The sequence below is a fragment of the Rhodobacteraceae bacterium D3-12 genome (assembly GCA_025916135.1).
Taxonomy (GTDB): Bacteria; Pseudomonadota; Alphaproteobacteria; order Rhodobacterales; family Rhodobacteraceae; genus JAKGBX01.
Map to the genome: position 1 here is coordinate 3,106,941 of CP104793.1, position 26,929 is coordinate 3,133,869.

The window sequence follows — 26,929 nt, forward strand, 5'->3', positions numbered from 1 at the left end:
CCTTCTCGGACGAAACGCAAAACAGCGCACGACGAATCGCACGCTGATCAGCCCGGCCTTTCTATTTAGAATTTAACCAAAGGCCAAGAGCGAAAACGCATGTTTTCGCTGATAAAAACTCGCGGTGAGTTTGACACTTGCGTCCCTTGCGCCTCTTGCCTCCCCGCTCGACCCTATGCCGCCCTATTCTGCGGCGACCGCTGTCTCTGCTGCCTGGGCTGCGACGCTGGCCTTGAGGTCGGTTGATGATATGTTCTCTGTCCGCGGCAGGTAAAGCACCTTGCAGAGGTCTGACAGGTCATCAAACTTGCCAGCCCAGTCATCGCCCATGGCAAAGACGTCGGCACCGACGCGCTCGATATCCTGGCGCTTTTGCCCCCAGTTCTCTTCCGGGATCACTTCGGAGACATATTCGCAAGCCAACAGTATTTCGGCGCGGTCGTGATAGGGCATGACAGAGGACTTGCCCTTTTGCGCGTTGAACGCATCTGTCGACACCCCGACCACAAGACGCTCACCCAGTGCTACAAGGCGCCGCAGAAGGCGCACATGGCCAACGTGGAACAGGTCAAACGTGCCATAGGTCAGAACGGTGCCAAACGGTTTCTCACCGGCAGAGACACGCGCCTCGAGCGTTTCGACTTCGGTCACGAAATCGGCGAACCGGGTGTTGGCGCGCGTCCAGTTGAAGCTGAAGTATGGATCCGGCTTGCGCCATCCCGCGCCATAGTTCACAGCCAGCATCTTGGTCGGCTTTGACGGGACCGGCAGGCCCGTGACTTTGCAAGCACGCGTCGGGAACACATCTCCAAGCGTCAGATCACCATAGGTATGGGGATAAACGTGCACCTTGCCGTCCTGCTTCCAGCAGGGAAAGAGGTCAATGTGATACCCACCTTCGGAACGCAGCTTGTGGATCATCGGCTCGCGCTTGGCTTCGTGATCAAAGATATCCAACTCTATCAGTGTATTGCGCAGAGCGACCCATTCGGCGGCGGCATCCCGCGCGCTTGTCGCATTCAAACAGAAGGCCAAGTCCACATCGTCATCGTGATCAATCAAACGCCGGTCGCGGGTGACGCCAAGAAGCGTGCCGGAATTCAGGAACACCCCGTTGGACAGCTCACCCAGTTGCTCGATGAGGTTGCCGACGTTTTCCCAAACAAGGTCATGATCGATGGTGGTAAAGGTTTCGGGCAAGAAATCATGGCCGATCAGGGCATCGGTCCCAAGGTGGCTCTTGAGCCGGGCTTCGAACGCGGCGAATTCGGCGCTTTCGCCTTGAAGTTCGCGCCGGTTGCGAAGCTGGGCCAGCAGTTGGCGCACCCGGGCCTGCCGTTTCTGCTCCCCCAAGAGCAGCATGATGCGCGCTTCGAGATCGGGCAGCGTCTTCTTGGCAAATTCGATCCGGTGCAGCTCGGTGAGATGCGCGCGGTAATCGAACCCTTCCACCGGCGATTTGAGCTGCTCCTCGGCGATTTCGTGAATCTGGGTCACGCGCAACTTTCGCTGCCATCTTTTCAATGGTTTGTGGGTATCCAATTTATCTTCTCGTCTTGCCTCAACGGGTCGCTGCCACGGCCTCTGTGTGCCGTTTTTGGTAAAAATCGCAGGGCCCCTGTTCTCCGCAAGACGCTAAATTGGGTTCATGGACAAAGCAAATGCCGTTTGCCACGCGGCATCGGACATGGTGCAAAAAAGAAACGGGGCCCGCCGGGGCCCCGTTTCAAAATGCTTTGACGCAAAAAGGCGTTGATCGGAACCCGATCAGTTGCCAGTGGCGTTGTCGATGTCGACGCTGACACCCGGACCCATGGTCGAGCTGATCGCGATTTTCTTCATGTAGGCACCTTTGGCCCCGGCGGGTTTCGCCTTGGACACGGCGCCGATGAAGGCACGCACGTTTTCAACCAATTTGGCTTCGTCGAAGCTGGCTTTGCCAACACCGGCGTGAACCACACCGGCTTTCTCAACCTTGAACTGGACTTCGCCGCCTTTGGCAGCTTTGACAGCATCCGCCACATCCATGGTCACCGTGCCCACTTTGGGGTTCGGCATCAGGTTGCGGGGCCCAAGCACCTTGCCCAGACGGCCGACGACCGGCATCATGTCAGGTGTCGCGATGCAACGATCAAAGTCGATCTTGCCGCCTTGAACGATTTCCATCAGGTCTTCTGCGCCAACGATGTCGGCACCTGCGGCTTCGGCCTCTTCGGCTTTGGGGCCACGGGCGAACACAGCAACGCGAACGGTTTTACCGGTGCCGTTGGGAAGGCCAACAACGCCGCGAACCATCTGATCAGCGTGACGCGGGTCAACGCCCAGTTGCACGGCAATCTCGACGGTTTCGTCGAATTTTGCGTTGGCGTTGGTTTTAACCAGCGATACGGCTTCTTCCACGGTCACGTTTTCTTTGCCTGCAAAGGCTTCGCGTGCGGCGCGGGTACGTTTTCCAAGTTTTGCCATCTTACTTCACCTCGATGCCCATGGAGCGCGCCGAACCGGCGATGATTTTCATCGCGGCCTCGATATCGTTGGCGTTGAGGTCTTTCATCTTGGCCTCGGCGATTTCCTTGACCTGCTTGGTGGTCACGGATCCAACAACTTCGCGCGCAGGAGTGCTGGCGCCGGATTTAACCTTGGCCGCCTTACGCAGGAAATACGACGCCGGGGGCGTCTTGATGTCCATCGAGAACGATTTGTCCTGATAGTAAGTGATCACGGTCGGGCACGGTGCGCCCGGCTCGAGGTCTGCAGTCTTGGCGTTGAACGCCTTGCAGAATTCCATGATGTTAATGCCGCGCTGACCCAGCGCCGGACCGACCGGCGGGGATGGGTTTGCTTGACCGGCAGGCACCTGCAATTTCATGGTGCCAGCAAGTTTCTTGGCCATTGGCCTTCTCCTTCAAAGCTCCGTCGGGGCGCGCCCCTCGGGATTGGTTGCCCGTGGTTCGGTCCGGGTGCCGCGGCCCCCTCGCCTCCCACGCTTAGTCGGAGCGTTGCCGCCCCTGTCACTCAAATCACGATTGTTTCGTAACTTGGGTGAATTCCAGTTCGACCGGGGTTTCCCGGCCAAAGATCGACACCGTCACCTTGAGGCGCTGGTTGTCGTCGTCCACTTCTTCGACCATGCCGTCGAAATCCTCGAACGGGCCGTCGTTGACCTTGACCTTCTCGCCCACTTCGAAATGGATGAGCAGCTTGGGCGCGTCTTCACCTTCCTGAACGCGGTTCAGGATCTGGTTCACCTCGGCATCGCGCATCGGCATCGGGCGGCCCTGTGGACCCAAGAACCCGGTGACGCGGTTGATCGAGTTAATCAGGTGATAGCCTTGGTCGGACATTTCCATATGGACCAGAACGTATCCGGGCATGAAGCGGCGTTCGGTCGTGACCTTCTTGCCGCGGCGCACTTCGATCACCTCTTCGGTGGGCACCAGCACTTCGTCGATCTGATCCTCAAGCGCCTGCTCTTCAACTTGCTGCCTGATTTGTTCAGCGATCTTCTTCTCAAAATTCGAAAGAACGCTAACCGAATACCACCGTTTCGCCATCTTGAGTTTCGATCCTGTGCTGACCGGCGTGAGACGCCGCGTTATTCCATTTGCCGGGGCGATTGCCCGCAGCAGCCTTCACAATAAAAATCGGCGTGCAACTCGAATCGCCGCACGCCACAATCGGAAGGTTTGCGCGTCCTACCCCCAAGCACGCCCAAATTCAAGAGGTGCGGTGGGTTTTTTCGGCTATTTTCAGTGTTTCGCCCGGCTTAGCCAAACAGCGACAAGACACCTTGCAAACCCGAACGGATCAGGATGTCGACCAAGGCAAAGAAGATTGCCGTCAAGGTGGCCATGATAAAGACCATGACCGTTGTCAGGAAGACTTCGCGCCGGGTTGGCCAGACAACTTTGCTGACTTCACCGCGAACCTGCTGAATGAACTGAAGTGGGTTTGTGCGCGCCATGGTGCCTTCTTCTCTAAGCTTTACCGGCGTCACATACGCGTGCGGCGCAGTGAATTCAAGCCTGCCTTGGTGAAATTGGCCCTAGCCCGCCTGCCCGCCTACTGCCTTTTGTTCAGCGGCCAGTCGATCGAACGGATCGGGTTGATCATCAAGCGTGCCGCCTTCGGCCGCCGAACGCCCGAAATCAGGCAAATAGATCCCGTCTGTCCAGCTTTCCGGCAGGCGTGCAAGCCAACCGTCAACGCGATCCGCGCCGCGCTGCACTTTGCCGCGCAGGTTTGCCGCGCGATCGGGGTAGCGTTGTTGAAACCAATCCCACCGCGCGGCGGAAATTTCGGCGATCCGATCGGGGCCGACTGTGAGATAGGCGATAAGACCCACCCAGAAGAGAACAAACACAACCGCCGGAATAAGCCATGGCCGCCAGACCATCACGACCAAAAACGCAAACAGCGCGATTTGCTTGCGAGTGGGGCGAAACTCTCTCACTGCCTTGAGCGCACGCTGTGTTAGCGTGAGGTTTGATACGTCGACCGAAACGCCCACCCCGTCGGAGGGGGCAGTCACGTCTTGTGCTGGCGAGCGCGTATCGGCAGCGATGGCTTTATTTCGACGGGGAAACAGGCCAACAAACCGCGCGCGCAAACGGGCGAACCGGCTTTCCAGGCTGCTGAGCGGGTGCCGCTCTGCCGGTTTGCGGCGGGTGAAGCTGCGCACCTTACTGGCCTTTTGCGGTTCTGGCGTATCTAGCGGCGGCAGGGCGTCTAGACCTCGCAGCGCGTGAGATTGCTGTTTGTTGGGAGGGTTTGAATGCGTCGCCCCGTAGTTTGACCGCACCAGCGCAGGTTCTTGGGCAGGCTCCTGTGCGCGAAGCGGTTTGGATGCCTTCGATTTGGGCGCGGCGCTCTGTTCGTCGGCCATCATCTGGCGGACGACGCTCAAGGTTTCATCAATAGGTTCTGCTATCGCGTCGCTATCGCGCGCGCTCTCTTTGACGTGCTGTCCCAACGCTTGTTGGCCTCTTCAATTGGAAGAGTCTTTTGTTAAAAAGACCCAGGCGCCCCCAGCCCAGATACATTCGCGATACCTCCACTCTGCGGCCTTGCGATGGCAAAATCATGGCCTAAATGTGGCAAGAACCGGTAAATCTCGCCTTATTGGCGCGAGTCTCGTGAAATAAAAGGGCTTGCCTGGAGCGTTCGGTTTCTACGCCTGTGCAGCGCTTGGCGGATTGAGAAGATGGCTCATTGCTCTTTTCCAGCTCGCGGCAAAGACGTCTTCGGCTCTGCGGTTCGAATGGGTGTTCGGAGCCAGTTGAGGTTTGCGGCCTGCCAGCTTCGAGATTGCGCGGGACCATGTATTGGCATCATCGGACATCACAACTGTGGCGCCGTTTTCGATATGGTCTTTGAGCCCGTCGACATTATTCAGAAGCACGGGTCGTTTCGCTTGCAGGGCCTCGGCGGCAACAAGGCCATATGCCTCCCAGCGCGAGGGCATCAACACGGCGTCCAAACTGGAAAGCACCAACGATGGGTTGGACCAATAGCCCATAAATTTGATGCGGCTATCAGATTTGGCGAGCTCCTGCAGCGCGGCTTCCTCCGGGCCTTTACCATAAAAACGCAGCTCAATGCTCGGGTCTTCGGTTTTCTTGAAAGCCTCGATCAGAACATCAAAGCCCTTTTGCCGGTCCATCCGCCCGATCGCGCCAAAGACTTTCACGGCGCCTTTTGGTGCGCTCAGCTTGCGAAAAGGCTCATAGGGGACTGTTGACTGGATGACAGCAAGCTGTGTCGGACGGACGAGGCCTGCCGTTGCCAACCATTGGCCTTGAGCATGGCTTACAGCGACAATTTGGTCGTAGAGCGCATAAGTCGTGCGAAGCAGCGTCGCAAAGCGGCCCTTTCTTTTCACATTATGCTTTAGAAAACCGTCAGAATAGCTGTGTTCAACATGCATCATAGGCACCGTCGGGTTGAGCGCACGCAGCGTGATATGGCAAGGCAATGTTCGCCAGCTCACAGAGAGATGCGAGACAATTACATCCGCTTTGATCCTGCCGATTTTGGTTGTCCCACGGCGGATATACTTTACCTCGTGATGCGCATCTTGCGCCATCAGCTCGCAGGTTTTGATGTGATCAAGCACGCGCGTAACGCCGCCAGCGGTTTCATCATCACACAGGTGAATAACTGTTTTACGGGTCATTAGAGGGCTCCTTGGCGGAATTTGAAAGTTGCGATTGAAATGGCACGCTCGAGTGTTTGCGGCCCGAGTTTGACGAGCAGCAGCATGCCGGCCCATGTCGCAATTGATTTGAGCGGTTCTTCGATGAAGGGACGTTTTGATGTGTTGATCCACTGTTTCGCAAACCGCCCTGCGCGGTCAGCATCAAGTGATTTGATCGCACGACGGCAAAGGTAGCGAAGCTGATAGGCGCGCGCGGCGGGCAAATGTTCGCGAAAGAAGCCTTGATCCAGAGGCGTCAATTTGCGAACCATCTGCTCCCAAGCTTGCATTTGCGGTTCGGTCGCCGCGGACAAACCATTTGAGTTTATCCGATACTTTGTCAGCAGCCCCGGGATACCTTCAAATGTCCAGCTGGTGGTCAGAGCGATACGGAGCCAGCATTCGATGTCTTCGGACTGGCGAAAAGTTTCATCGAAATACCAGTCGCGGCTTGTCTCGTGTTCAGGCCGGTATGCGATCTGATCGAACACCTCACGGCGCGCAACAAGTGACGAGCCGTTCCCAATGGGGTTGCGCTTAAAAATATGCGCGGTTGAGATATTTTTCAGCGTGGGGCGCTGAGCTTGACCAAGAGGCTGGCCAAAATCGTCGATCAGGGCAGATCCTGCATAGCTCAACCCGACCTTCGGGTTTTTCTTCAAATGCGCAGCATGCCCGGCGAGTTTGGCAGGCTCCCACAGATCATCTGCGTCGCAAAACCCGATGATCTCACCGCGCGCCGCAGCGATCCCCGAGTTGCGCGCCCCCGCAAGACCGCGGTTCTTTTGGCGAACAACACGAATGCGAGGGTTTGCAACGAACCCTTCAAGCAATTCCTGTGTCTGATCTGTTGATCCATCATCGACGACAATGATCTCATACGACTCATAAGTTTGGGCCAAGAGTGATGTCAGCGTAGCCGCAAGAGTGGCCGCAGAATTATAGGCAGGGACGACAATAGATGCATGTGGCATGGAAAGTTCCTTTGTCACTATGAAAACAGGGGGCGGGTGATGAAACGCGGCAGGATCAAAACGCCAAGAGCAGCGCTCAGCGTAAGTGCTCCGCGTCGCGGCGATGTGAAGAAGCCAGCGGGGCTGGCTGCCAAAGCTTCCAGAACGTAACGAAGCGGCAAAAGGCGATTGCCCATGCGCAAGGCGCGACGCGCGAGATAGCGGCTATAGATGGCTTGGCTTTTCTTGCTTGGTGTTGCTCCGAGAGCCACTGCGCTTTGCACCACGATTTGTCGTGATGTTTCCATTGCGCCAAGATCAGAGGAGAGACCGTTGGGGCTTGTCCGGTAGTAGGTGTGCAACGCGTTTAGACCGCTAAACCGGTGCCCGGCGCCGACGACGCGCACCAACCACTCCAGGTCTTCATTGTGCACCATATCTTCGCAAAACCCGCCAGACGCCAAGAACGCGTTTCGGCGAAAATTGATGTTGGACGCAGTGCAGACAGGGTTTTCACCCAACAAAATATCGACTGTCAAATCCGACTGCGGCACCTTGGAAAGCACGGTGGCATCACCCGGAACGACGCTGAAAAACGCGATCTGGCCGAATGCACCTGTCACTGTTTCATCTTGGAACGCTGTTTGGAGCGAACGCAGCTTTGAAGGGTGCCAAATGTCATCTGCGTCACAGAAAGACAGCAGAGGTGCGCGAGCGAGATTTTTCGCGCCGTAGTTTCGCGCTGCACTCGGCCCTTTTGACAGGTTGAAAACCAAGCGAATGCGTTCATCGTGCTGTGAAAATTCGCGAATGATTTCGCGAGTTTCATCTGTCGATCCGTCATCGATGCAAATAGCTTCCCAATCAGACACCGTCTGCGCCTGAAACCCTTTGAGCGTTTGTGCGATCGTTTTCTCAGCGTTGAAGCATGGAATGATGATAGAGAATTGCGGCATTGTTTAAGCCTCCAGAGGCGTGCTGCGAAAAGCCAAAGCGAAGGCTGGTGCAGAGGCACAGAAAAGGATGATTGCGGTGAGCGTGACGTAGCCGGCGGCAACATGGGTGAGCCCGTAAGGCGCCAACGCCGCGACATTCAGGAGAAGTGCTGCCGTAAGGGCGATGGTGACTTTAAGCTCAATGTCCGGGCGATTGTTGGCGCGATACCAGCCCGCAGCAGAGGCCCAAAGCGTAGACGGGATTGCCACAATGCAAAGGATCGAAACAATCGGGCTAATGTCGCCCCAGCCGTCACCGAACAGGATCGGGACATAGAGCGGCGCGAGAGCGGCCTGCAACAGGACTGTCGGAACAACCAAAAGCATCGGAAGCGTTATGCTCTGCCTCAGGGCCAGAACCTTGTCTTCCGCTTTGCACAGATGCGGAAATACGATGGTTGAAAGCGCAACAGAAACCGAGTTCGCAATGCTCAGGCCCGCGTTGAAAGCCATAAAATAGAGGCCCAGAATCTCGGTCCCATAAACGCACCGACGATCACTTTGTCAGCTTGTAAACGAACGGATTTGACGATCTCGGTCCCAAGAACTGATTTGCCAAAGCTAACGAAGGGCTTCACCGGCGCAAATCCTGCTGCCGCCCTTGGCTGCCAGGGGTGAAGCTTGCGCTGTGCGATAAGCCAGAACGGCGCGGTCAGGACCCGCGGCAAAACAAGCGCGAGCGGATTAGCCCATACGAGAGCCAAGACCACGGCGATGAGGTTAGCCCCGACGATCTGAGCACCCGAAATAGCCGCGGTTTGCTTGAAGGCACCGGCACGCATTGCAAGCGCGACCTGCACTAGCCCGCCCGGCATAAACAGATATTCAACTGCGAGCAGCGCAATGAGAGCCGCCAAAACGGCATTGCCAACTGTCGCGTAGACAACCAGAGCCACAACCATTTGCATCGCAAACAAGCCGATGCACCACGCCCAAAATATCTTGTGCGCTGTGTTGCAGGTGCGATCCAACTCATGGTTGCTTGCGGCGATAATGCGTTGGCCAACACCGTTTTCAGTGAGGGACTTTACGATATCGCTTGCGGCCATAGCCGCGGCGGCAACACCGATCTCTTTCAACTCGAGCGTTCGGGCGACTGCCACGACGACGAGAATCCTTGAAACCTTTGCGGCGACTTCTGAGGCGCCGTAGGCTAGCAGGCCGGCCGTCATTGTTTTAAGTTGTGATGCAGGTTGCATGTTGGTATCCGATTAATGAGTAACCGTTGTTTAACGTCGTCAATGGGTTGGTGTCTCGGACACAGGAGGACAGAAAACAGAGAGGGCGGATGTGCCCCCTATCCGTCCGGATAGGTCAGTTGTTCCAAAGCGCCCTCGGCAGAATTGGGCGCAGTTGTTAGGGCTAGCGGAGACAAAAAAGCTATCGTGAGTGTGAAATGAAAAAACCTGTTAAAGGGGCATCAATCTTCGCCGCCATCATGAGCCTGAGCAATTGCGCGAGCCTTGAAGCGCCCAAGAACATTGAGCACATCGCAACCGGCAAAGGCTATCAGGCGCAATACCGCGCGCCGACAAAACGCAGCTCTGAAGCTCAGTTTTTACGGTCCGCCGCAATGAACGCGGCGAAATGCCTTCCTTTACGTGGAGGCAAAGGCGGCAAAGGCATGAACACGCTCGCCGGCGAGCGCCTGACGCGCAATGACCTCGTCGAAATTTTCGTCAGCGATGACGACACGTTTAGCGGCTCTTATGTTGTCTCGCGGGATGGCACTCTCAAGCTTCCCTTCCTGCGACCGATACAAGCGCAAGGGCGGCTGTCATCTGATATTGAAAGAGACATCGCATCGGGTCTCTTGTCGGGCGACTACTTCATTGAACGCCCGCGCGTATCCGTTCGCGTCAAGGATTTTTCATCCGTGACGGTTGGTGTTTCAGGAGCTGTTTTCGAGCCGCATGCCGTCGAGATCGGTGCAATCGCAGGTGATCGCGTTGATGGGCGCAGGCAAGATGCTCTCGGAGCTTCGTCCGAGGGGCGCAACCTATCTGCAGCCCTTAGAGCCGCGGGGGTATCCGGCCAGATGCAGATATCTCGGCGATAGAACTGCGGCGTGCGGATAAACTGTACAAGCTTGATATGCGCGGTGTTTTTGAAGGTGAAAACAACGTGGACATCATGCTTTTGTCGGGCGACGAGGTGAGCGTGCCCAGTCGACAGTGCTTCCAGGATAACTTGATGCGACCAAGCCCGATTAGCCCTCCCGGTATATCGCTGTTTGTCTCTAATCTGACGCAACCCGCGACAGGCAATGCTGTTTCGGCAAATAGCAACGAAACGCGTCAGGTTCCCTATGGGACGCGCTATCTTCAAGCGGCGATTAACATCAACTGTGTAGGTGGCGCCAAGACGACCAGCGCAAACCGCTCGGCGGTCCTGTTCTCGCGCAATCCTGAAACCAAGGTTTCCGTCGTAATTGAGCGCAACATCGAGCAGTTGCTGCGACGCCCGGAGCGTGACGACTTTGACCCCTATTTGCTCCCCGGCGACGCGATCGCATGCTATGACAGCTCGGTTACAAACGTCACCGAAGTTGGACGTGTTCTTGGCGTGTTGAGCTTAGGCGGGCTTTAGGCCTCGACTAGGCGCGCTCTTTGAACGCGCCTAGTGTTTTTTCCCACAGCTCGGGGAGTATACCGACCAGCCGTTCAACTTCGGCGAGGTCTTTTGCTCTGGCCGCGTTTTCAAGGGCGTTGAGCTGGGAAGCAAAGTCTTTCGCCCCCAGAGTGGCCGCCGTCCCGGCGACCTTGTGTGCGACCTCGACTACCTCGTCAAATTCAAGCGAGGCAACATTCAAGTTTTCCGCCATCATGCGAGTCACCTCTTTGTTCAGGCGATCTATAAACAACTCGTATTGCTCTTGCCCGATCATCTCGCGCATTTCGGATAAATGCTGCTCTGACAACAGATGACTATCCGCATTCTTTTGCATGCCCCAAGTGTTTGACACATGGCTGAGCGCGCCTTCTGTCAGGGGCTTGGTGATCACATCGTTCATGCCATCAGCTAGGAACATCTCCTGCTCGTTCGCTAGAACATTCGCGGTCAAAGCGACGATAGGAGTGTCATTTGATGCACCGTTTCCTGCCCGAATAACTCTTGTGGCTTCACGTCCATCCATAACAGGCATGCTGATATCCATGAGGATAAGATCATACTTATGCGCGTCGGCAAAATCGACGCCAGCTTTGCCGTTGGCGGCAACTGTGACCGAATGACCCATTTTCACCAACATTTCAGTCGCCACGAAACTGTTAATTTCGTTGTCCTCAACCAGCAAAATATCCAAGGGTTTTGCTGATGGCGTCTTGAGTTCTGCCGACAGGTCGGATGTAGGCTCCTCAACAGCAGTCACAGGCACAGTAACTGTAAACTTGCTGCCAATTTCCGGCGCACTTTCAACTTCGATACGCCCCTCTAGGGCTGTTACGAACCGCTTTGCGATGCCAAGGCCCAGGCCTGTTCCACCAGCCTCACGGTTGTAGGACGCATTGCCTGTGACAAAATCCTCAAAAATCGTGTCTATTTGCTCAGGCGGGATCCCGACACCTGAATCACGCACTGTGATAACGACTTCTTCGGCGCCACTGTCTGTTTTAACAAACTCAACCCCAACGCTGACCCTGCCGTTTTGCGTGAACTTGATGGCGTTTCCGATCAGGTTCACAAGGATATGCTGAAGCTTGCGGTAGTCGGTTTTGACCCAAGAAACAGGGTCGCCCACCCAGCCCCACTCGAGCATTGTACCATTTTGCACCGCTGCTCCGCTTAGGCTGTTCACGATTTCCTCAAGCAAGGCGCTTAAGTCAACCGGCGCAAGGCGAATTTGCAGTTTCCCTGATTCATACGACAGCACGTCCAAAACATCGGAGATGTGGTTCATCAGCAAGCCGCCCGATGCTTCCATGTTCTCGATATATTTTGTTTGTTTTGCGGATAGCTTGGTTGACCTGATGAGGGTCAGGTTGCCCAATAACCCGTTGAGAGGCGTACGGATTTCGTGGCTCATTGTCGCCAGAAAGCGCGCCTTTGCGCGCTCTCCTTCAAGAGCACGGTCACGGGCTTTTATGAGCTCCTCATCTGCCGCCACTTTATCGGAGATATCGCGAAGGAACGCGATAAAAACTTCTCCATCCCTCGTTTTGGCTGATTGTATCGCCACTTCGACCGGGAAAATCGTGCCGTCTTGACGCAGCGCTTCCAACTGCACGCGGCCTTTGCCGATCACTTTTTCGCCGTGATCACGCATCCTCTGCATGCCCTGATTGTGTGCATCCCGTAGCTTCTCGGGGACAATCAGTTCACCAAGCGGTTTGCCGATGGCATAGTCACGCGGATAGCCAAAAGTGCTTTCCGCCGCCGTGTTGTAGTCTAGAATTCTACCCGATGAATCACTCACGATTACCGCGTCGAGCGACGTGCTTGTGATGATCTTCATGCGTTCGCTTGCACGGTTAAGCTGAACAATTCCTTTGGCGTTCCTGCGAGCAAGAACTCCGAGGTAGATAGCGAGAACTATGAGAGCGATTGCGAGCGTTGCTGCCGCGATCGCCATTTGTCCAAGCGTGTTCGCCAGAGTTTCCCTGCGCCGGTCGGACTCTGCCGCAAAGTGCATCAAGCCCGAGTTTGCCAAACTTCGCACAAACGGGCGCACAGCATTCGCTTCGTCCATCAGATTGGGCAGCGACGCCACAAGTGTGCTGTCCTGTGCATCGATGATCGGCAGTATCTCATCCAGAAATACCTGCGCTTTCTTGAGATTTAGCGCAAAAGTCGTGCCACGCCTAAGCTCATCATAGATCTGAGACTGGCTAAGCGTTTTTATGCGGCTGTAGAAAATATCATACTTTCGGCGCAACAGAGACAGGTCCGGCGTCGTCTGGTTAGCGGCGACCGACAGCTCGATATCAAAGTCCAGAAACTCGACCTCAGCTTGCGTCAAAGACCATTGAACATTGTCCGAGTCTGCCGAATTCAGCAGCTTCATGTCTCGGGTGATATTCATCCCCAAGTATGAAATGGCGACAGCGGTGGTCGCGACCAAGAAAAACAGAGACAGTATTCTCAAGTAATAGTTCGACTTGGTTCGACTCATCTTGGGCATGAACTACCACCGTTTTTCCTGAGCCTGAGCTTACTGCGTGATTTCTATTTTTGCGAGTTGCCAAATGCTTTTGGAGTATGTCACTTCGGTGCGGTAACGTGCGCTTGAGTCATAAGGGAAAACAATCCAAAGAGGGCCTTATCCCTTACTGACATGAGATCGCCATTACGTTTGTAGGCCAGCATCGCGCCCCCGGGAACAGCGTCTTTCACAGAAAACTCAACGGCATAGTCGTTAAGTGCGATCGCCTTAATCACTCCGCTTGTCACGCCGAGCGACGTCATCAGAGTGGCCAGTTCTACACCTTCAAAGGTTTGAGTGCCTTCTGTCCAGATGGTCGTCGTTTCAAATTTCGTGGCCCCCAACTCCGCCAGATCGCCCAAGGTATACTCTACTTTACCGTCAGCATTCGGCGCGGAAATGTCTCCCGTCACGGTTAGAATGGTTTCGCTTTTTGTGCTTGCAGCGGTGTCGGCCAAAAGTGTCGCGGGTAGTGAAATTGCGAGAAGGCAAACTGTTATAAACTTGCTTATCATGGCGTGTGGCTCCTTGTTTGAGCGCACCATAGAGATATGATGCTTATCTGGCTTGTTCTATTCGGGATAGCCGCGACCTACCCTTTCGGATAGGTCGCTCTTTCGCTAGGCGGCCAGCAAGTTGCTTTGAATTCGCGACGCCAAGAAGTCAGACAAATCGCCGGACAACGCGCTTCGCTCAAGGGCGAAGGCCACGGTCGCTTGAACAAAGCCCTGTACCGAGCCACAGTCAAAGCGCTCGCCCTCAAAACGGTAACCTGTTACCGGTGTTGTCGGAATGTCCGCATTGATAGCATCGGTCAATTGAAGTTCGCCTCCAGCGCCCGGGCCAAGGTTGGCGAGTTGCTCGAAAATCGAGGGCTCCAACAGATATCGGCCGATGATAGCGTCGTTTGAGGGTGCGCTCCCGGGCGCAGGCTTCTCGACAAGTCGGCGTGCTTGCAGCGTGCGCCCCTTCGTAGCGATCGGATCAATAACTCCATAGGACGACACTTGTTGCGGCGAGACTTCCATTGTCGCGACCATGTGACCACGGTTGTATTTATGCTCCGAGATCATCTGCCCAAGGGCACCTCTGGGCGCATTTATAACATCGTCAGGCAACAACACCGCAAAAGGCTCATCGCCGACAAGATGACGGGCGAGGCCAACGGCATGACCCAATCCGCGCGGCGCACTCTGGCGGATAAACGCCAGACGACCCTCTGGAAGTCGCGTTCTTTCCAGCGCCTCCAGCGCGCTGGTTTTGCCATTGTCCTTGAGGCGCCTTTCGAGAGCCGAAGCGCTATCAAAGTAGTCTTCCAGCGGATTTTTTCCGGCAGCTGTGACGAAGATGAACTCTTCGATGCCCGCTGCGCGTGCCTCATCAATGGCATATTGAATGAGCGGGCGGTCAACGAGGGGAAGCATCTCCTTCGGGACTGATTTTGTCGCAGGGAGGAAGCGGGTACCGAGACCAGCAACAGGAAAAACGGCTTTGCGGATATGTGTCATAGTGGGTCCTTTCAGATGGGTGTTAGTATGCGCCACGACCGGTTATGACCGCGCGGAACGTGAGGAAGATGAGGAAGAAATCCAGTAAGATCGTGCGCGAGCGCGTATAGGCGAAGTCCATGTCGATCATTTTTTCAAAGCCAATGTCGGCGCGTCCCGCGACTTGCCAAACTCCAGTAATCCCCGGCTTGACGGTCAGGCGATCAAGGGCACGTGGCGGATAAGCGGCGACCTCGCTTGGCAAGGCTGGTCGCGGGCCGACAATAGACATGTCACCACGCAGAACATTGAAGATTTGCGGCAATTCATCAATGGATGTCGCCCGCAGAATGCGACCCAAACGTGTCACCCGCGGGTCTGTCTTGCTCTTGAAGCAAAGACCCTCCCGTTCTGATGTCGCTGCGAGTGTGGCATGCTGCTTGTGAGCGCCAACGTGCATCGAGCGAAACTTGATCATGTTGAACAGGGCCCCATCTTTTCCGACACGGCTCTGCACGTAAAAAACCGGCCCGCTGCTGTCGAGCTTTTGCAAGACCGCCAGAGCGATGAAAATGGGCGACAAAAGAAGAAGTGCGCAGGAGGAGATCGTCAAATCAAGCGCACGTCGTAGAGTGTCTGTCTGATTTGCACCAACTTTCTCACGCCACATAGCATGCGCAAGGAATGTCGCATTTCCGATCAGGTAACGGCGCGCCATTCGGCGCGGTTCCATAAGAAGCCGCCAACCCCATTCCATGCGCGCTTTTCGAACCAGCTTTGGCGCGCGGGTGACGTTCCCTGCGCAAAAATCAAAGAAAGCGCCGACACCGAGCAACAGGCCAGGGTTCAAACGGTCTGCGTTTTCGGCAAGCCAAACGTCCTGAAACGGTACGCCGAACGCGACCAGAAGGATATCGGCTTCGCTTTCGTTGATGTTCGCAATGACAGATGACGGGTCGGCCATATCGGCATATCCATTGGCCGTACCCGCAATGCGCAAACCAGGAATGTCCTGCACCAAACGCGCCGCCGCAGCATCGGCAGTTCCGGCGGTGCCCCCCAACAAGAAGACTGACAACGATCGGCGGGCCGCTTCTTCTAGAAGCTTCGGAATGAGGTCCGTACCATTCAGGTTCTGCGCAAGCGTTTCACCGCTCAATTTGGCCGCCAGCTCAACGCCAATGCCGTCGGGAAGGCGCAGTCCAGAAGTTGCGACGGCGGAGGCGTATGCAGTGTCCTTCCGGGCGACATTGCAACAATGCGCATTGATAAAGCAGGCGCGTGAGCATGAAGGTGAAAGCAGCGCATCAATCGCACCTTGCGTGCTTGCATCAACCAACGTCATCCCCAAAGAAGGGATGAATTTGCTCATAGTTGAAGCTTTTTTTGTTCTCTGAAAGCCGAAGGTTGGTGTTAGCTTAGCGAATTGAAAATCCGCGTTGGGGGATTGGTAAGTCATGTGTCTGGTCTTTCGCTTCAATGTGATTGACCTAAGACTGGGGCATGACGACACACGGCTCAACTGAGCGGACGGACAGTGTTTAGAAACAAGGGATGCCCACCCCCTCCGATCGAAAAAATGTTTGTTAACGATGCGTCATCACCTATCCAATAGGGTAGAAAAGCCTATGCTAAATTGAAGAAAATTTGCCGTGATTTCGTCACGATGTGTCAGTAAAGAGGCCAGAACCAAGGAGTTCCACGAATGCGTGTTTTGATTGCCGACGACCACGACTTGCTGCGCGACACTCTCGTTCTGTTCTTGCAAGGCCAAGGCAACATAGAAACGCAAATCGCGGCTGATCTTGATGAGGCGTGTTCGATCATCGAAGCGGAAGACGCGTTTGATCTGGTTTTGCTCGATTACAACATGCCGGGAATGAACGGCCTGGAAGGCCTGACCAAAGCAATGTCATTAAAGGGAGGGCAACGAGTTGCCCTCATGTCGGGGCAAGCCACTCGGAAGGTCGCGGAGGAAGCTCTTGAAGCAGGTGCAGCAGGGTTTGTTCCCAAAACGCTCTCTGCAAAGTCGATGGTGAATGCGGTTCGCTTCATGGCCATGGGTGAGCAATATGCACCAATCGACTTTATGACAGCCACTCCGGACGAGCCGGTTAACGCGCTGGCCGAAAAACTATCGCCACGCGAGTTGCAGGTTCTTGAGGGGCTGACTGAAGGCAAGTCGAACAAGGAGATCGCGCGGGATCTGGACATTCAGGAACCCACGGTCAAGCTTCACATGAAAACCCTCTATCGCAAGCTCGGCGCTGCCAACCGTACTCAGGCTGCTCTGATTGCGCGCGAAGCTGGCCTGTTTACAGATACCCTAAAGGATAGGTTCGGCTGACCATCTGCGTGACGGACCAAGCCAGCTGCGCGGGCGAAACCGTCAACAAAGTGGGCTAGGTATGGGTCATGGAGTACCTGTAATGCATCTCACTTTGCCCAGACTATCAAGACTGACCTTGCCCGTTATAAAATACCGCGCAAGCGTAGAACGTATTTTCTTAGGCGGCCGCCTTCACGATTGGGGACGGCTACCGCGCTACGCTGCGTTTGCCGCCCTTGGCGGCGTGCTCATTTGGATGCCCATCACAGGGTATCTGAAATCGGCACCTGTGGTTTACAAGTCTCATGCTTCGCTCATTCTGCCTGGGTCCGGTGCTTCGGCCTCGATGAACCTTACCGGGATCGGGCAGGCATCATCTTATGCGAATTCGGCCTTCGCCAGCAATTCCGTCAGCCCGACAGAAACCTACAAGCGGCTGCTCAACGCTGACCGCATTCTGGAAACGGCAAGAAAATCGCTAGGCGAAACACGGGCAGAGTTTGGCAAGCCACGGGTAAATCTTGTTGACCAGACAAGTCTCATTCATGTGGAGATGGCTGGCTACAGCCCTAAACAGTCGCAGGCGCGTTCTAATGCCCTGCTCACAGCCTTCTTTAGCGAACTCAAAGCCCTGCGGAGCGACGAACAGCGCACGCGCGAAGACAGTGGCTTGGTTGCGATCAATGACTATCGAAAGTCCGTTGCGACGACGCGCGCAGACATTGAGCGGCTCCAAAAGACCTCAGGACTGATCTCGCCTGAGCAGTATGACGAGTTGCTCAGCGGTGCGAACGCATCGGAGATCGAATTGCATCGATTGTCTGCGGTGCTTAGCGATCGAACCCAAACAGTGCGGGCGCTTGAAACCGCGTTGAATTTGCCCGCCAACTTGGCGGCCGTCACGCTCAAGCTGTTTGCCGATGCAGAATTTGTTTCGTTGAATGCCGAACGCGCCACATTCGCCGCTAAACTGGCTGATCTGAGCTCGCAATATGGGCGCAATCACCCCAAGGTTCAGGCACGACAACTTGCGTATAAAGCCGCACTGGCAGGGGCGACGAGCCGCGCCCGGCAAGTTACAGGCATGACCGATGAACAGTTGGCGCGTCTTGATTTCGCTCCAGATGGCGCACGTGCAGAGTTGCTGGCACGCTTGGTTAGACAAGAAGCCGAACGCGCAGGCATGCAAAGCCAATACGAAGTACAGAAAGCGCGTCTGGAAAAGCAGCGTAAACTCATCACTCAACTGGCAGCACCAGCCGCAAGACTGCAAGATCTTCAACGCGATTTCACAGTTGCAGAAGCCGTCTTTGCATCGGCGATCGCTCGCAGCCAGACGAGCAAATCAGATGTCTATGCATCGTACCCATTGGTGCAGGTTTTAGAAAACCCATCGTTGCCTGAAAAGCCGACCTCGCCAAACCGTAAGATCGCCGTTGCAGCAGGCATTGCCGCATCATTTTGTTTGCTTGTCGGCTTGGGCTTGGGTTGGATTCGCCTTGCTCTCATCACCAAATTGCGCCGCAAGCCTGAAGATCGCGCAGATGTCGTTTAATCCAATTGAGCGGCTCATCTTCAAGACGATGGCATTCACTTGGCTGTTTTATGCCGTGGGTGCTCTCTACGTGGTCGGCCCAGTGCTCGCCTGGACGCTCGCCGGCTTCGCGTTTCTATGCCTCTACCTCGGAGATATAGTGCGCGAGGACATGCGCGCGACAGGGCCCATTCCTCCGCTAGTTTGGGCTTGGATCCTCGGTATGTGTGTTATGCTGATCGCTCTTTGGGTTGGTCACCTAGACTGGGGTTTAGGGCTGAAGCAGACGATCAAGTCATCAATCGGCTGGGCCAAAGGTTGGGCGCTTTTGGCTTTATTCCCACTTGCAGGCGCTGTGCTTCCGATCCGCCGTGAAGTTTTGATACGCGGGCAAAGCATTGTCGGAGCTTTCACGCTCGCCCTCGCCCCCTTGCTGTTGGCCGCGCCCTATTTGGGGCTACCTGAACGAGTTTTTACCTCTCCGCTCAAAGCAATCGGCGGGCCAGGGCCGAGTATTTTACCATGTTTCTCTTTACCTTCGACCCAGCCAGTTGGACGCCACGCTGGCAGTTTTATGCGCCGTGGTCACCCTTTGCTGCGTTGTTGGGGGTTGTTAGCGTGCTTTTTGCATTGGAAGAGACGGACAAAAAATGGATGGCAATTGGCCTTGCTGCCGGGCTGCTCATGATCTTTGCGTCGAAGTCTCGCATGGGGTTGGTCGGCTTGGTGGCCTGCACGACTTTGCCCCGTTTGATGCCGCTGATCTTGCGTGGTTGGGCTTGGAATGTTGTGGCCGTACTGTCTGCTTCATTGGCTGTTTGGGGGCGGCGCTGCTTCAACTTTTCCAAGATGGTGTCAGCACCTTTAAGGGGGCAAGAGCAGACAGCACACGCGTGCGCGAAACACTTCAGAGGATAGCTTACGAGCGATGGTCTAACGAAGCTGTCTGGTTTGGGCATGGCACGGTACACCCGGGGCCGCACGTTGTTGAATACATGCCAATCGGCAGTCATCACACATGGTATGGGTTGCTTTTTGTCAAAGGGCTGGTTGGCTTCATGGCGCTTCTTATTCCGATGTTGTGGCATACGCTTTTTGTCATGCAACAAGCCGCGATATCGCCCAAAGGGAGGCTCCCCATGGGTATCATGTTAACGCTGATCCTGTTGTCGTTCGGCGAAAACTTGGAAATCGAAGTCTATTTGTTGTGGCCAGCACTTCTCCTTCTTGGCGTGCATATTCATGAGGTCCGTTCGCTAAAAGCTAGTACCTCTGCTTAAGGCAGAGCTTTCGAAGTCGGCTTGGATCGACCTGCGGACCTACCGACGAAGAGCGCTTTCTGCCACGAGGCTTTCCGCAAAGGCTTTGCTCCCACGTTGACCAAGAATGACATCTACAAATCTAAGGGCAACGCAAATTGGATTTGGAAGGGTGTTGCCTATCCTTATGCAACACAAATACTGTAGCTTAATTGCGAAGCGCTCAATCGTTTCAGATCAAATGCGGGTCATGTTACCGGGCCAGCAGCGAGGAGTTTTGAATGAGTGACAGGTCTACGCCGCAAGCAATCATACAGGACCACGCTGCCTATATGAACGGAACGCACGAGTTCCAGGCGGATATCGAGCTGCTCGCGAACAGTGCCTTGATCGGCACAATTCTCGAAACTGTCATGCTGGCCACGAACATGCGTTTTGCCGCCGTTGCGCGGGTGACGGCTGATCGGTGGGTGGCGTGTCGAACCGTGGATGAGGTCAACTTTGGATTGGAGCCCGGTGACGAAATTGAGATCCAATCGACCTTCTGCCAATCGGTTCGCGAAACCTCAGAAAAGGTGATGTTTAACGACACGGCGACCGATGAGGTCTATCAAGGTCATCCGATCGCGGCCAAATTCGGCATCATCAGCTATGCCTCCATCCCCATCCATCGCAGTGACGGCACGTTTTTCGGCACATTGTGTGCGATTGATACACAGCCCCGCGATGTAAAACACCCACGTGCGGTCGCAATGCTTGAGATCTTTGCCGACATAATTGGCCAAAGCCTCGAGACAGAGGAGCGGTTGGATGCACATGAAGACATGATCGCACACGAGCGCAATCTGAGCCGAATTCAAGAGGAGTTTGTTGCAGTGTTGGGTCACGACCTGCGCAACCCGATAGCGGCGCTTGACGCCGGTTTCAGGCATTTGAACCGCGAGCCTTTGACAGAAAAAGCACAAACGATCCTTCCTATGATGCGCTCCTCGCTGCGCCGGATGAATGATCTGATCGAAAATATATTGCTCCACGCCAAGGCGCGGTTGGGTGGCGGCATCCGCATTTCGTCTCAGGTCGACGCGCCTCTTGGTAAGGCGATAACCCAAGTCGTTGAGGAAGTTCGCGCAGCGTCGCCAGAGCGTGAGGTCGAACTTGAGATGTCGATTGAGCAGCCGGTTAGCTGCGACGCCCCGCGCGTCGCTCAAGCAATCTCGAACTTGCTGTCAAATGCCGTTCGATACGGTGTCAGTCGTCATATAAAATGGGACATCAGAGCGGCTTGAACATTGGAGGCTCTGGTTCGGTTGCGTGATTGATTATGCGGCTTGTTTTTGATGTTGCAAGCGGCGTTGTCGGATCGTCAGTTTCTTGATCTTCTCCCTTTCTCTCAGAATGGCTTTGTCCCGTCCAAAGTAGACGTCGGCGGGTGTGACGTTATTCAGGCTCTCGTGGTAGCGCTGGTTGTTGTAGTAGTCGACGAAGGCCCCGATCTGTCGCTCGAGATCACCGGGCAGGTAGTAATTCTCCAGCAGAACACGGTTCTTCATGGTCTGATGCCATCGTTCTATTTTGCCTTGGGTTTGCGGGTGGAATGGCGCTCCGCGAACGTGGTCCATCTTCTGATCCTCCAGCCATTTGGCCAGATCGCCAGAGATGTAACAGGATCCGTTGTCGCTGAGCAGACGGGGTTTGTGTCGGACCACGGCCTGGTCGCAGCCCGATGCCTGAAGCGCCAGCTCGATCGTGCTGGTCACATCCTCGGCCCGCATGTTCGTGCAGAGCTTCCAGGCGATGATGTAGCGGCTGTAGTCGTCGAGGATGGTGGACAGGTAATACCAGCCCCAGCCAATGATCTTGAAGTAGGTGAAGTCAGTCTGCCACATCTGGTTGATGGCGGTGGTCTTGTCCGTGAACTCATCGGCGGCCTTGATCACCACGTAGTCCGGCGCAGTAATCAGATCAGCGGCTTTCAGGATGCGGTAAACCGATGATTCAGAGACAAAATATCGCTTCTCATCGGTATATTTAACGGCCAGCTCGCGTGTGGTCAGTGCCTCATGCTCCAACGCAAACTCGATCAGATCGTCACGGCGGATATCAGGGATGCGGTTCCAGACCGACTTTGGACGTGGCGAACGATCTGCCAAGGCATCCAAGCCACCTTCGACATATCGGTCATACCATCGGTAAAATGTGGTGCGCGGGATGCCCAGCATATCAAGGGTCTTCTTGGTTGGCAGATGCGACCCTTCAACTGTGCGAATGATCTCCAACTTCTCGGTTGCTGGATACCTCATTCCTCGAACTCCCCAGCCCCTGTCATGCTTTTTTGAGCAGACGGTTTTCCAAGGTGAGGTCGGCCACGCATTCCTTCAGGGCCATGGCCTCAGATCTCAACTCCTTCACCTCAGGCGATGTCGCTTGACGCGCCGTGTCGCCGGAAAGACGACGCTTTCCAGCCTCAAGGAATTCCTTCGACCAAGTGTAATACAGGCTGTCAGAAATACCCTCGCGGCGACATAACGCCGAGATGCTTTCCTCCCCGCGCAATCCGGCCAAAACAATGCGGATCTTCTCCTCCGCCGAGTAGGTCTGGCGGGTCTTGCGGCGGATGTTTTTGACCAGCTTGTCAGCTGCGCCTTTCGATGTTCCGGGCTTCTTGTTCATCTTCGCTCCTTAAAGGCTACGATGAACCAGAAACCCTCCGTTATTCAAATCCTCATATCTGTCCCATAGGTGCTGACGTCAGACAACGCCCCCCTCCTCACCGTATACGAAGCGAAAAAGCAAACCTGCAGTTTTTGTGGGATGCTCCGGAGTTTCACGTTCAATTGCCCGGCCAAGGTTTCGGGCAAGTACTTTTCGGTCGGAAGGGTCTAAACGCTCTTTCGACTCGAGTCTTTCCCGCAACGGCTTAACCTCTTGACGCAGGCTTTCCATGCGCTCCATTTCCACTTCTTCGGGAGACTTGAGCTCGCGCTCCTGTTGTTTCGAACGACCACCAAAACGGGCTCGGGCATCAATAGTTTGTCCTGTCATCAAAGTTTCCTCCAGTCGCGGCGCGCCTGTTGTGCAGCTAACCGCCTTTTGCTCGTTCTGATGCGGCAGTTTCGCGGTGTTCGCTGATAGACGGTCACCACCGTTTCGATTTCGGAAAACACGGCCTCAAGTCGAAGTGCCTTTTCAATCACATTGAGAGGGTACCCCAATTCGTAGAGTTCGCTGACCTGGCAGTTCCGAAGCTCTCGCCTGACGCAGCCTCCTCTGGCTGGACTATCAAACCCGTGGAGAGCCAGCAGTTCTAGCGCTTGGTTGCACACGCAACGTTGCTCGACGCGGTATTTTGCATGTTTGGTAAGGGAGACTGCGCTCTGGGAAGTCGTGCTGTAATTCATCTTCTGTGTTCCTTTCCGCGTTGTTGAAAGAACAATGGCGCGTAGTTTGGCTCTTGTCTCCCGCATTATTGGGGGCCTTTTTGGGGGGCTTTTTTGTATTCTTTGGGGGAGTGGAGTGGTGCATTGTTGTTTTTGAGCGTTTCGAACGCCAACTTGCCCCGGAGCTGTCTGGCCCGTTTGAATGCAGCGGAGATTGCACTTCGAAGAATGAAATTCGTAAACGCATCCTGGCGTGTAGATATGTACGGACTCTCGGGACACTTCCTGTAAATTCCCTGATTTGGGATGGAGGAAGTATTCATGACGAACGAAGAACGCGACATTCAGCGCAAACTTAAAGTGCTCCAACACGCCGAGAAGATCGGCAATGTCCGCAAAGCCTGCCGTTATTTTGGGATCGGTAGGTCCAGTTTTTATAGGTGGCGTGATGCCTATCAAAAGCATGGCGAATCCGGGCTGAAGAATGCCAAATCAATCCCGAAGAATCCCGCCAATCAAACGCCTGCCGAGATCGTCGAGAAAGTCCTATATCTGCGCCGCAAATATCACCTCGGGCCAATCAGGATCGTCTGGTATTTGGCGCGCTATCACGGCATCAAAATCTCAGATGCCGGTGTCTACCGTATCCTCAAACGCAACGGTCTTAACCGGTTGCCCAGAGGCACACGAATGCGCAAGCTGCACACTAAACGTTATCAGAAGCAGGTCCAGGACACCACATTCAAGTGGATGTTAAGTTTCTGACCTTCAAGGAAAAAAAGGGCGGAAAGGTTCGTCGGTTCCAATACACAGCGATCGACGATGCCACCAGAGTTCGCGCCCTCAAGATATACGAGAAACACACGCAGGCAAACGCCATCGACTTCATCGACCACATCATCGAAAAGTTCCCGTTTCGCATTCGCGAGGTTCGCACGGATAATGGCCACGAGTTCCGTGCCAAATTCCATTGGCATGTCGAAGATCTCGGGATCAGGCACGCCTACATCAAACGAGGCACTCCTCAACTCAACGGCAAAGTCGAACGATCCCACCGTTCTGATCAGCAAGAATTCTATCAACTTCTTAGCTACAAAGGCGACGTCGATCTGGAGGCTAAACTTGACGAATGGGAACGGTTCTACAACTTCGCTAGGCCCCACGGCGCGCATAACGGTCAGACCCCTTACGAAGCGCTCAGAGACAAGCTACAGTAACAGCGCAAGTGTCCTGCAGCTCCGTCCAGGATACAATGTTGACAGCAATCAGCCGGCCGAACTCCAATATCCATCTGCGGATCGTCTCATAACTGACGCGGATCCCGCGTTTCGCCAACATTTCTTCGACGTCTCGAAAGCTAAGGGGAAAACGAAAATAGAGCCAGACGGTCCCTTGGATTATTGCAGGCGGAAAGCGGTGTCGCGCATAGGATAACTTGCTCATTCAAAAGAATTACCCGTCAGTGAGCCGTTCGTTGAGTAAATGTGACAATGCCGGTCAGGAAACCCAATTTGGACACTTAAGGATATTCAAAGGCTACAGTCCGACCGATGCGCCTAAGGCCAAGGTCGCTGCTGCGGTGACCGGATCAACAACCCGGATACCAATTTCACGCTCAAGCGCCCTGCGACGGGGTGAAAAGCCTGCGCAGCCCAGCACGATCGCACCAGCGCCCGCGGCGCGCAATTTGGCCCCGACCTCCAGCGTCTGCTCGAAAACTTCGTCGCTGTGGCCCGTGTCTTCGGCGGACACATTGTCCAGCGGCAATTCCGCCGCGAGGCGCGCTTCCACGCCCATTTGCCGAATGCGCAAACGGTGCCGCGCGACAGAGGCCGGGCCAAGTGCAATGATGCCGAACAAATCCGCCTGCGCCATGGCGTTCAAAATCCCCGCCTCCTGAATACCGATCACCGGCTGGTGCACCAAGGTGCGGCAGAGATCCACTCCGGGATCGGAGAAACACGCCACCACGAAGGCCGACGCATCGGGGCGCGACTGGACGACTTCGGCGACGTTCAACGCGGCCTCGGCGCTGTCTTTCATGGTTGATATGGTGGCGGGCCCGTGGGCTATTCCAATACACTCGAACGCGGGGCCACCGGTCAGGCGAAACGGCGCGACAGCGCGGGCAATCTCTTGCGTCACCTTCTCCGAAGAGTTCGGGTTGATGACAACAATAGGTCCCTGTCCGGCGCTGCTCTCGCTCATAGCACCACTCCGAAATTTTGCGACGGATCGCGCTCCTTGGCCAGATGTCCGGCCCCCGAAATCGCCATTGGCGCTCGTGCAACAAAGCGTCCCTGCCCCTCTGTCGCCTGCAATGCGCCCTTGTGGGTAATCACCGCGCCGCGGTTCAAAACTGTCTCGGGTACGCCGGTCAATTCCATGCCCTCAAAGGGCGTGTAATCCATATTGTCATGCTGATCCTCTAACCGCATAACCCGCGTTGCCTCCGGGTCCCAGATCGCAATATCCGCGTCCATCCCGATCCCCAGACTGCCCTTCTTCGTCATCCCAAAGGTGCGCGCCGCGTTGCCCGACGACAGGCCGACAAACTCTTGCAGGCTGATCCGCCCCTTCACCACGCCTTCGGAAAACAGATAGGGTAACCGCGTCGCGATGCCCGGCATCCCATTGCTGATTTGCGGATAAGGCACATGAGCGCCCTTAATGAACTTGCCAGTCTCATCATAACGATACGGCGCGTGGTCTGAACTCACCGACGTAAACGTGCCTGCCCTGACATGCTGCCAAAGCGCCTCTTGCGTCGCCTTATCCCGCAACGGTGGAGAGCAGACAAACTTCGCCCCCTCCATCCCCGGTCGGTCAAGATCATCACGCGTAAAGGCAAGGTATTGCGGACAGGTCTCTGCAAAAAGCCGCGTTCCGGCAAGGATTTCGCGCTGCACAATCTCCGCGCCCCCGGCGGTCGAAACATGCACAATGAACAACGGCGCATCGACCAGCTTAGCCAATGAAATGGCCCGATTAATCGCCTCTTCCTCAGCCAGCTCAGGACGCGAAATCGCGTGGTATTTCGGCGCTTCGTGTCCGCCCTTGGCCAAACGCGCGTTCATCCATTTCACCATGTCGTTGTTTTCTGCATGGACCATGGTGATCGCCCCGTGGTCCCGCGCCACGCTCAGAATATCCAGCATCCCGCCATCGCCGATATTCATCATGTCATAGGTCATGAAGACCTTGAACGATGTGATCCCCTGCGCAAAAGCGCGCGGCAACTGCTCGTGCAGAACCGCCTCGGTCGGGTCGGTGATGATCAGATGGTAACTGTAATCAATGACCGAGCGTTGTGCCCGCGCGTGATATGTTTCGATCACCTCATCGACCGACTGCCCGCGATGCTGCGCCGCGAATGGGATGAACGACGAATTGCCGCCAAACGCTGCTGAAATCGACCCGCTCAGATAATCATCCGCGCCCATCACACCCGATGAGCTTTCCTGCGCGATGTGGGCATGCGCCTCGATCCCACCCGGCATGACCAAGCGGCCCCCGGCATCAATCCGGCTGTCCCCGCCTGACAGAAGCTCGCCAAGCGCCACGATGCGCCCGTCACGGATGCCAATATCGCCCTTGCTCACATCGCTGCCTGTGACAAGCGTGCCGTCATGAATGACCGTGTCGAACTGCATTCCGTT

Annotated in this window: 20 protein-coding genes and 6 pseudogenes; 7 read left to right on the forward strand and 19 right to left on the reverse strand. The window is 55.3% G+C overall.

Annotated elements, in window-relative coordinates:
• Positions 1–183: 183 nt before the first annotated feature.
• The 10 genes and pseudogenes from N4R57_15425 to N4R57_15470 all read right to left on the reverse strand — a co-directional run bounded on the left by N4R57_15425 (position 184) and on the right by N4R57_15470 (position 9,343).
• Positions 184–651, reverse strand: coding sequence for an adenylyltransferase/cytidyltransferase family protein (locus N4R57_15425; GenBank protein UYV39594.1), 468 nt, complete (start codon positions 649–651; stop codon positions 184–186).
• 1,116 nt (positions 652–1,767) lie between these two features.
• Positions 1,768–2,466 (reverse strand): 50S ribosomal protein L1, encoded by a 699-nt coding sequence (gene rplA, locus N4R57_15430; protein UYV36393.1) that lies wholly within the window; start codon positions 2,464–2,466, stop codon positions 1,768–1,770.
• A 1-nt stretch (position 2,467) separates the two neighbouring features.
• Complete coding sequence (gene rplK / locus N4R57_15435; GenBank protein UYV36394.1) at positions 2,468–2,893, reverse strand: 50S ribosomal protein L11; 426 nt, start codon at positions 2,891–2,893, stop codon at positions 2,468–2,470.
• Between the two features lie 127 nt (positions 2,894–3,020).
• Positions 3,021–3,554, reverse strand: coding sequence for a transcription termination/antitermination protein NusG (nusG, locus tag N4R57_15440; GenBank protein UYV36395.1), 534 nt, complete (start codon positions 3,552–3,554; stop codon positions 3,021–3,023).
• Positions 3,555–3,766: 212 nt separating this feature from the next.
• Positions 3,767–3,964 carry a preprotein translocase subunit SecE gene (secE, locus tag N4R57_15445; protein ID UYV36396.1) on the reverse strand — a complete coding sequence of 66 codons (198 nt, stop codon included), beginning with the start codon at positions 3,962–3,964 and terminating at the stop codon, positions 3,767–3,769.
• Positions 3,965–4,045: 81 nt separating this feature from the next.
• Positions 4,046–4,972: a hypothetical protein gene (locus N4R57_15450; protein ID UYV36397.1), complete on the reverse strand. Its 927-nt coding sequence runs from the start codon at positions 4,970–4,972 to the stop codon at positions 4,046–4,048.
• Between the two features lie 198 nt (positions 4,973–5,170).
• Positions 5,171–6,271, reverse strand: coding sequence for a glycosyltransferase family 4 protein (locus N4R57_15455; GenBank protein UYV36398.1), 1,101 nt, complete (start codon positions 6,269–6,271; stop codon positions 5,171–5,173).
• Positions 6,175–7,170 (reverse strand): glycosyltransferase family 2 protein, encoded by a 996-nt coding sequence (locus tag N4R57_15460; protein UYV36399.1) that lies wholly within the window; start codon positions 7,168–7,170, stop codon positions 6,175–6,177. The genes N4R57_15455 and N4R57_15460 overlap by 97 nt, the downstream gene beginning before the upstream one ends.
• 17 nt (positions 7,171–7,187) lie before the next feature.
• Positions 7,188–8,105: a glycosyltransferase gene (locus N4R57_15465; GenBank protein ID UYV36400.1), complete on the reverse strand. Its 918-nt coding sequence runs from the start codon at positions 8,103–8,105 to the stop codon at positions 7,188–7,190.
• Between the two features lie 3 nt (positions 8,106–8,108).
• A pseudogene (locus tag N4R57_15470) lies at positions 8,109–9,343 on the reverse strand (oligosaccharide flippase family protein).
• A gap of 239 nt (positions 9,344–9,582) precedes the next feature.
• Here N4R57_15470 and N4R57_15475 point away from each other — a divergent pair.
• Positions 9,583–10,733, forward strand: a pseudogene (locus N4R57_15475) (polysaccharide biosynthesis/export family protein).
• A 7-nt stretch (positions 10,734–10,740) separates the two neighbouring features.
• Here the strand turns inward: N4R57_15475 and N4R57_15480 are convergent.
• The 4 genes from N4R57_15480 to N4R57_15495 all read right to left on the reverse strand — a co-directional run bounded on the left by N4R57_15480 (position 10,741) and on the right by N4R57_15495 (position 16,230).
• Complete coding sequence (locus N4R57_15480; GenBank protein UYV36401.1) at positions 10,741–13,263, reverse strand: ATP-binding protein; 2,523 nt, start codon at positions 13,261–13,263, stop codon at positions 10,741–10,743.
• A gap of 80 nt (positions 13,264–13,343) precedes the next feature.
• Positions 13,344–13,799 carry an oxidoreductase gene (locus N4R57_15485; protein UYV36402.1) on the reverse strand — a complete coding sequence of 152 codons (456 nt, stop codon included), beginning with the start codon at positions 13,797–13,799 and terminating at the stop codon, positions 13,344–13,346.
• 105 nt (positions 13,800–13,904) lie between these two features.
• Positions 13,905–14,792: a UTP--glucose-1-phosphate uridylyltransferase gene (locus N4R57_15490; protein ID UYV36403.1), complete on the reverse strand. Its 888-nt coding sequence runs from the start codon at positions 14,790–14,792 to the stop codon at positions 13,905–13,907.
• A gap of 22 nt (positions 14,793–14,814) precedes the next feature.
• The gene (locus N4R57_15495) at positions 14,815–16,230 is read right to left on the reverse strand and encodes a WecB/TagA/CpsF family glycosyltransferase (GenBank protein UYV36404.1); all 1,416 of its coding nucleotides are present in this window, start codon (positions 16,228–16,230) and stop codon (positions 14,815–14,817) included.
• Positions 16,231–16,476: 246 nt separating this feature from the next.
• Between N4R57_15495 and N4R57_15500 the strand changes: the two genes are divergently transcribed.
• The 4 genes and pseudogenes from N4R57_15500 to N4R57_15515 all read left to right on the forward strand — a co-directional run bounded on the left by N4R57_15500 (position 16,477) and on the right by N4R57_15515 (position 21,179).
• A complete protein-coding gene (locus N4R57_15500; GenBank protein ID UYV36405.1) occupies positions 16,477–17,118 on the forward strand; it encodes a response regulator transcription factor in 642 nt (213 codons plus the stop codon).
• Between the two features lie 82 nt (positions 17,119–17,200).
• On the forward strand, positions 17,201–18,655 hold the full coding sequence (locus N4R57_15505) for a hypothetical protein (protein UYV36406.1): 1,455 nt from the start codon (positions 17,201–17,203) through the stop codon (positions 18,653–18,655).
• Positions 18,645–19,914, forward strand: a pseudogene (locus tag N4R57_15510) (O-antigen ligase domain-containing protein). Before N4R57_15505 ends, N4R57_15510 begins: the two are co-directional and overlap by 11 nt.
• Positions 19,915–20,174: 260 nt before the next feature.
• The gene (locus N4R57_15515) at positions 20,175–21,179 is read left to right on the forward strand and encodes a GAF domain-containing sensor histidine kinase (protein ID UYV36407.1); all 1,005 of its coding nucleotides are present in this window, start codon (positions 20,175–20,177) and stop codon (positions 21,177–21,179) included.
• 33 nt (positions 21,180–21,212) lie between these two features.
• Here the strand turns inward: N4R57_15515 and N4R57_15520 are convergent.
• Positions 21,213–22,563 (reverse strand): IS3 family transposase gene (locus tag N4R57_15520; protein UYV36408.1). Its coding sequence is split into 2 segments (ribosomal slippage): positions 21,213–22,227 and positions 22,226–22,563, totalling 1,353 coding nucleotides; the frame shifts between segments, so codons are not numbered across the junction.
• A gap of 78 nt (positions 22,564–22,641) precedes the next feature.
• Complete coding sequence (locus N4R57_15525) at positions 22,642–22,935, reverse strand: hypothetical protein (GenBank protein ID UYV36409.1); 294 nt, start codon at positions 22,933–22,935, stop codon at positions 22,642–22,644.
• Between the two features lie 656 nt (positions 22,936–23,591).
• On the opposite strand from N4R57_15525, the pseudogene N4R57_15530 reads away from it, so the two are divergent.
• Both N4R57_15530 and N4R57_15535 read left to right on the forward strand, forming a co-directional pair.
• A pseudogene (locus tag N4R57_15530) lies at positions 23,592–23,861 on the forward strand (helix-turn-helix domain-containing protein).
• Positions 23,762–24,487, forward strand: a pseudogene (locus tag N4R57_15535) (integrase core domain-containing protein). Before N4R57_15530 ends, N4R57_15535 begins: the two co-directional pseudogenes overlap by 100 nt.
• 55 nt (positions 24,488–24,542) lie before the next feature.
• Here the strand turns inward: N4R57_15535 and N4R57_15540 are convergent.
• The 3 genes and pseudogenes from N4R57_15540 to hydA form a co-directional block, all read right to left on the reverse strand.
• Positions 24,543–24,713 (reverse strand): annotated as a pseudogene (locus tag N4R57_15540) (IS6 family transposase).
• Between the two features lie 93 nt (positions 24,714–24,806).
• Positions 24,807–25,478: an aspartate/glutamate racemase family protein gene (locus tag N4R57_15545; protein UYV36410.1), complete on the reverse strand. Its 672-nt coding sequence runs from the start codon at positions 25,476–25,478 to the stop codon at positions 24,807–24,809.
• Positions 25,475–26,923 carry a dihydropyrimidinase gene (gene hydA / locus N4R57_15550; GenBank protein UYV36411.1) on the reverse strand — a complete coding sequence of 483 codons (1,449 nt, stop codon included), beginning with the start codon at positions 26,921–26,923 and terminating at the stop codon, positions 25,475–25,477. Before hydA ends, N4R57_15545 begins: the two co-directional genes overlap by 4 nt.
• Between the last annotated feature and the right edge of the window lie 6 nt (positions 26,924–26,929).